The sequence below is a fragment of the Anaerolinea thermolimosa genome, from assembly GCF_001050195.2.
GTDB lineage: Bacteria > Chloroflexota > Anaerolineae > Anaerolineales > Anaerolineaceae > Anaerolinea > Anaerolinea thermolimosa.
In genome coordinates this window covers 4,013-11,330 of record NZ_DF967965.1, presented here as the reverse complement: position 1 = coordinate 11,330, position 7,318 = coordinate 4,013, and the positions used below count along the sequence as shown (strand labels likewise).

Below are 7,318 nucleotides of genomic sequence, written 5' to 3'. Positions count from 1 at the left end.
GGTCAGAGGCGGCAAGGGCAACAAGACCCGCCGGGTGCCGCTGAACTCCGAAGCCCGCCAGGCCCTCAAAGCGTGGCTGGACGAACGACCGCACGGCGCAGGTGATTGGCTGTTTCTCTCGCGCACCGGAAACCCGTTGAGCGCGCGGGACGTTCAGCGCATGGTGGCGGAGTATGCGCGCATTGCCGGGGTGGAAGCCACACCGCACCCCTGCGCCACACCTTTGCCACCCGTGCAGTTGAGAGAGGGGTGGACGTGGCCACCCTTGCGGCGATTTTGGGACACTCCCGAATTGAGACCACCGGGCGTTACCTGCACCCGACCGCTGAACGGATGCAGGATGCGGTGGAGGGCGTATGACCTGGAAACACACCGAGAGGGCAATTGCCAAAAGGCTGAACGGCAGGCGTCTTGGAGCGACCGGCGGAGCAACGCCGGACGTAATCACCGACCGTCTGGCGGTGGAAGTCAAGCAACGCAAGGCATTACCGGAGTGGCTGAAAGATGCTCTTGCACAGGCGGTGCATGGAGCGGGCAAGCACCATGCCGACGACCTGGTACTTCTGCGCCTGCAAGACCTTGAGCGCCTGCTGAACCAACAAACCTGAGACATTGTAACAAAATTGGTGGATGAATTTTCAAAAAAAGAATTTAAAGTGGAAACAGGGGAGAGAAGAAGGGTTTTTTTGGAGAGCTAATGTCCAGAACCGATAGGCAACTGTGTTTCCGCGGATAACCCGGCGGTGGTTTTGTATCCCTTGGCTCGCTGGGCTCGGCTCTTAAACCTGCCAATCCTCTGTTCCATGTGATTATTGGTCCAGGGAATGCCCACATCAACATAGAAAGCCATATAGCGTTGCAATTGTGCGATAAGAGTAAGATCAGGTCGCATAGTTTACCCAGAGGCGTCCATTTTCCTTCCGGTGGCGTAATCTTGCTCGGCAGGGAGTTTCGGATAACTTGGGCATGTTAGAGTAAACGATACCTAATAAATACGTTCATAGAACTCAACAATTTATTTAGAACCTGAATTTATAAAATAGATCCTGAAGATGATAGATGATGGTAGGCTTCCTAGATCACTCAAAATAACTTTATAGCCCAAAAACTGTGTTTTGTCATTTTTACTTTGCCTGAAAATTGAAGTGGGTTTCCAAGTTATGGGGACTATTTATTCGTAAATATCTGTTTCAAGGTAGCATGTTTTTTGTATATTTGATATCTAAAAATAAGATTTTACACTATCAATAACTTTAAGTGACAAATAACATTAGTTTTTAAACCTATAGGATGTAATAATAAATCAATAAGTAAACTAGAAAAACTCAAAAAAAATAGGGGGAAGGATTATGTTACTAAAAAAACTGGTTCTATTAATTTTTATTTTTTCCACAATTTTTAATTCCAATATCCTATTCAACAACTTTACATTCTCTTCAATTGAAGAAATTATTACCAGACAAGATACTTCTTATAGTACATCGAGCGAAGTGACTTACAAGTTTCCATTCATTGGTGTACATTCTTATTCAGGTGGTCCCCACGCAAATGGTTCAGGGAATGGATCACCAGGAAGTGCGTTTGATATGAGTGGTATAGATTTTGGCTCAGGACCATTTGAATCTGTAGTTGCAATTGCTGATGGCGAAGTGATTGCTATGAAACCTTTAAGCCAGATAGATTCAGATGGCGGTTTATGGGTTGCAATAAAACATGATAATGGTATCGTTTCGATGTATTGGCATTTATCAAGCTATTCTAGTTACTTGTTTAATTTATGGAATAACAAAATTAGTAGCACACCAATCAGGGTGAGACAAGGGACTTATTTAGGAAATTTTGGAGATACGGGTTGTCGGACCTGGTCTCCCCCCTGTCCACCACATTATCACCTTGAATTTAGGAATTATGATCCTGCTGATTCATATTTAAATATTAATGATATAGGAACTCCACATTCGGTTTATGGTCTTGAAATTGATGGTTGGCGGTTTTACTCGGAAATGAATTCCAGTGGCCAAGCTGTTGCATATTATGGTTCTGCTGTACATACAGGCGTCGGCACAATAAATAAACAGATTACGACTAACAAAGGTATATTAAGCGCTGTGGTTGAATATGGATTTCCATACAACACAGAGAGTAATTACACAAATACATTATTTGCATCCATAACCCCCAATAGTTTATTGGAATCAAGTCAATTGCTAGCCTGTATTCCGCCCACTTCTGGAACTAATGAATTACTAGCGAATACCTATTTGGACACTTCCAATGCTGCTCCTAACGAATATACAGGTTGCGAACCAGGCCCTGATGATACAGTACCACCTACCGGATACTTTACTGCTCCTTCTAATGGTTCAACTGTAAATTCGAATAGTGTAAATATTTCTGTAAATGCATCTGATAATACTGGCGGAAGCGGAGTGCGCCAAGTTGATTTTAGCGCCAAATGGGGAGGTATTTGGTACGGAATCGGGTCCATCAGTTCATCACCTTATTCGATCAACTGGAATTTATGCAATTATGGAGTACCTAAAAATACTGATGTTGAACTTGGAATGCAGGTTTTGGATAATGCTGGTAATTTATACGTTTATAGCCAGCACAATCCCAATCCACACATTACATTCAATTATGATTGTACCGAAAATGGACTTCCATCCCCCGGTCAATGGCATGCCGAAGCATGGATGAATAAATATATGGCTGGCTATGTAAATAAGAGTGAGTACTGGCCAGGCGGAGTTTCAAATATCACATATCCTTTTGAAGGTTTTGAAAAGGATTGGGGAACAGGTGCTCCTTACTCGGGTTTCCCCTCTGACGGCTTCTCGTTCAAAATTTATAGCGATGTTCATTTCAATGGTGGCCACTACTTCTTCCGTGTATGCAGTGATGATGGCGTGAAGTTAATCGTTGATAACCAGATGAAGATTAACGAGTGGTGGGATAGAGGTGGATGTTTAGAGACAGACCATTGGCTTTCGCCTGGTTATCATCCTGTGGAAGTAAATTACTACGAAAATACTGGTAATGCCTATATAAAGCTTTATTTATGGGGCGAAGAGTACCCTCGTCCAGAACTTGATGCACCAGATGGTCGAATCACATCTCCCTCAAACAACACGTATGTAACCCAAAACCCACTTACCATTTGGTCTGATGTGTCGGATGATAAAAGTGGTGTAGATCATGTCAATTATCGGGTATACCATTGTGTTGGTGGCTGTCAATGGCGAAATATTGGGACCTCTAATACCCCACCTTATCAGTTATCTGATTGGGATTGGTCATCTTTGGATGGGCAACAAATAAAACTTGCCATAGATCTTTACGACAAAACAGGCAAGTCAAGGAGTGGTGCAGGTGGGGAAGTAACAATCAATTTAGATAAAACTGCCCCGAGTATTTCCATATCATCCCCTTCAGGTGGAACTATTGATGCAGATAAACAGATTAGTATCATCACTACTGCCTCAGATAATGGCTCTGGCATTGCAAGGGTTAGGTTTTTTGCTGGTTACGATGACGGAACAAATGGTTATTGGCATGAAATTGGAACAGATACAAATGGCTCTGATGGTTGGGGACTGAATTGGAATGCTGCTTCCCTTCCTGATGGAAAAGTGGTTGATATTTATGTGTCCGTTTATGATGTTGCAGGCAACATGGGCAGTGCAGGTGTATATGCGATTACTTTAGGAAATCCCCAAAAGTACATATACCTCCCAGTGATCACAAATGGTAGTGCTTCGGCTGTTAATCAAGAGCAGATTGTATTCGTCTCAAGAGCTAATGGAAACAGCGAGATCTACTTAATCAACACTGATGGGACAGGCTTATCCAGACTTACAAATAATAGTTCGGAAGATGTTTATCCGAACTATTCGCCAGATGGAAGCAAGATTGTATTCTCATCAAAACGGACTGGCAAAGAACAAATTTATACCATGTTAGCCAATGGTAGCCAACAGACGCGGCTCCTTGCTGATACATATGATGATGGAGTTCCTGAATGGTCTCCTGACGGAACTAAAATTGCGTTTACCCGTTATGCAGACTACGATGGAAATGGAGTACGGGCAGAGGTCTTTGTGATGAATTCAGATGGTAGCAATGTGAATCGGTTAACCACCACTTCTGGTAAAACAGATAGCTTTACCCATGGTTGCTGGTCATCAGGTTGGTCACCCGATAGTAAAAAAATACTCTATTACTGTTATGTGGGTTATGACCAAATATGGATAATGAATGCTGATGGGTCAAACAAGCAGCAAATTCTGAATGATTCTTATTGGAATGCATTTCCAAAAATGTCGCCAGATGGGAAGAAAATTGTTTTTGTTTCCTGGAGGTACAACAATTATGATGTCTACACAGTCAACCTTGATGGTTCATCTCTTACGAGGTTAACGACGTACACAACAGACGAATGGGCTCCAGATTGGTCACCCGATGGAAAGAAAATTCTTTTTGAAGCAAACAGAGATGGCAAAACGCAGGTTTATTGGATGAATGCCGATGGTAGCCAACAGACAAGAATAACGGATAATACTTCGTATGCCGGTCAAGGACGCTGGCGTCCATAATGGCACTCCTAATTGAGACTCGTTAAGAAATTAATAGCGGTCTATAAACCTTAACTCAAAAACACATAAACAGAAAAGAGGTGCCCAAGTATTTATTTGGACCATTTTTTCTATTCTATTATTGAGGTGTCTAAAGGTTTGGGTAAACAGGGGCATGATAGAATGTCCCAAATGTCACCGAGTGAAACGTCAACATCAGGCTGGAAAAAACAATAGCGGCAGCCAGTGCTATCGCTGTGGGTTTTTTCGATAGGAATACATGCTCAATATAATAACATGGGCTAATCCTGAGAAAATGAGTCGCAAAGCCTTACAGATATATGTAGATAGGATGAACTTGCGACGGATAGCCTGTAATTTGGAGGTTCACCATCACACCGTGTTGTTGTGGATCCAAGCCTACGCTGCCCGAATTTAAGAGATGGTAGATTAGGTGCCAAAAGCCAAACAACACTTCAGTGATGCCTTTGACGCCTATGACCGGCTATGGTACCATGGCGGACGATACGCAGTCTCTGAAGGGAAGAGAGAAACCTACTCTGTGGAAGGGGATCATGCGGAACTACGCCACTACCTGCCTCGTTTAGCACGCTCCTCCCGCTATTTCTCACGTTGTCGGTTTGCCTTAGAATGCGCCTTGCGTTTATTTGTGTATTGCTTCAATTCTCTCCAATTTATATAGACAATGTTATCCAGCATCCCGCTCATGTTATGGAGTCCATTCTCCAGTATTTTAGTTACTTTCTATGGATTACGAAGCATCCAAGGAGGACTTTTGGGTTATATTATTCCCTAGCGATTTACCGACTGTGTTATCACATTATCAACTTCCTTAATGCAGGACTCGATATCCAAACCAACTTTTAGTATTTCGTGGTAAAGTAAAACGCTTAATCTATACCTCATATCATTGCCATTGTAGGGTGGGTAATCATAAATTATTAATGCGGGCTTATTAATTTTTGGATCAGTCCATTTAGTTACATTGACTACCTCACCCCCAAAATTTTGAAGAAATTCATCCTTCTCCCAATGCATTGGAAGGCCATGCCCTTCACCGATGGGTTCAAGAATACAGCCAGGTATATTTCTGTTTTCTAAAATATTTTCCGTCGAGTAACCTAGATTTTTTTTCAGTAGCAGCCAATTATTGGAATTATAAAGTATTGGCCAACTCCCAATTATTATCTCTTGTAAAACAGGACCTTGCGTTTCAATAATTGATCTGTCATCTTTAGGAAGATCCTGAGTCGGAACAATGTCTAAAGATTGCACTGAAAGAGGAGTGCTATTTGGTGAGGCTGAAACTGAAAAGCATGTTGTATTAATGGGCTTTCTACAATCCGAAGATATTACATAGGCATTATTCTCAATTTCACTGAATTTCACTGGCCTGAGTCTAACGGGTTCGCCATTATAATTTTGATCCAAGTAATACATCATTCCATTTATTAGATCAGGATAGAAAACAACCACAGTATGTCCTGCGGGTAAATATTCTGCCCCGACCAGGATAAGATTGTCACATGGTTTTACTTTGTCTCGATAATCTACTAACTTTGGATATATCACTCCTTTATTCTTTTGTAACTTTAAATAATCGATTCCACCATTACCTTCGCCATAACCAGGTGCATTCGTTAATAAACGAGCCAACGAAGTGCACTGGCCATCCCCTACCCACTTACCAGAACCAGTATTGTTGGCTAAAAGCCAACATTCAGCCATAGCCTCAATTTCTGTTTTGGAAATTTGTTCAATTGGTTCAGGATGTTGATGATTTTCAATTATTGGATCTGGAGTTGGAGGTAAACCATTACAGCTTGATAAAAATACGGATAATATAACGAGAAGACAAAAATATGAGGTTATGGATTTAATCAACTTGTTCCTCCCTTTGGTTACATCAATGAAACGGAATGCTTTTTCTAATAAAGTTTTTACTAGGGGGACAATTTTTATCCTAAGTCCCACAACAATAACATATTATGTGAAGATTTCACCAAAATGGGTTTCTCCATTTATGGATTCTTCAAAAAACTTGAAATTTGTTTCCGATTGATTAACATTTATTGCATTTCATTTCATTGTTAGATTTTTTATATTATCATGAGTGACCATATTGTGCTAATAATTCATTGGGAGAATATGGCTTTCTTAAAGCAGGTATTTAGATGAAAAAAAGACTTCCTTCGGTTCTGCTTTGAGCGGATCAAACACCATACCGAGGGAGTCCCGAAGTGTGCCGTAGAAACAAGAAACAAATATTTGATGTTGGGAACCTGCATGCTCATTTCCAAAGCCTACAGGAGACAATAAAACCCAAGGGGGTGTAGTATCCCCTGACACTGACGTTACTGATGATCGTACTGGCAAAGATTTGCGGATGAAATCATTCCACCGGGACTGCTCAATGAACAAATCATTGCACAGAGATGTTGGTCGAATAACTGAAAAGAAAGAATGGGACAAGCAATGGCTTTGATCAACCATCTGGTGCTTGTACAAGCTGAAGTTTCGTTACCTTTTTCGCGCTAGACATTACTTCACTACTTACCCTGTCGAAGCCTTAAACCTCATTACCTGCTTTTAGACAGCCCTGTCTCAAACCTGAAAGGCACTTGCAAAAAATGAAAATCTGACTACAATAAAACGTAGAGATGACCTACCCGGTCATCCACGATTGCGACAGGCAGGCTACCCGCCGGACTGGTAAATGTCCG

Annotated in this window: 3 protein-coding genes and 1 pseudogene; 3 read left to right on the top strand and 1 reads right to left on the bottom strand. The window is 41.7% G+C overall.

The window, feature by feature from the left end:
• The first annotated feature begins 34 nt into the window (after positions 1–34).
• From ATHL_RS00040 to ATHL_RS00025, 3 genes and pseudogenes are all read left to right on the top strand, one after another.
• Positions 35–360: pseudogene (locus tag ATHL_RS00040) on the top strand (tyrosine-type recombinase/integrase).
• The gene (locus ATHL_RS00035) at positions 357–608 is read left to right on the top strand and encodes a hypothetical protein (protein WP_062188692.1); all 252 of its coding nucleotides are present in this window, start codon (positions 357–359) and stop codon (positions 606–608) included. Before ATHL_RS00040 ends, ATHL_RS00035 begins: the two are co-directional and overlap by 4 nt.
• A gap of 741 nt (positions 609–1,349) precedes the next feature.
• Positions 1,350–4,595, top strand: a complete 3,246-nt coding sequence (locus tag ATHL_RS00025) for an Ig-like domain-containing protein (protein ID WP_084001035.1) — start codon at positions 1,350–1,352, stop codon at positions 4,593–4,595.
• Between the two features lie 792 nt (positions 4,596–5,387).
• On the opposite strand, the gene ATHL_RS00020 is transcribed toward ATHL_RS00025, so the two are convergent.
• Positions 5,388–6,569: a DUF1176 domain-containing protein gene (locus ATHL_RS00020; protein ID WP_162787514.1), complete on the bottom strand. Its 1,182-nt coding sequence runs from the start codon at positions 6,567–6,569 to the stop codon at positions 5,388–5,390.
• Positions 6,570–7,318: the final 749 nt, after the last annotated feature.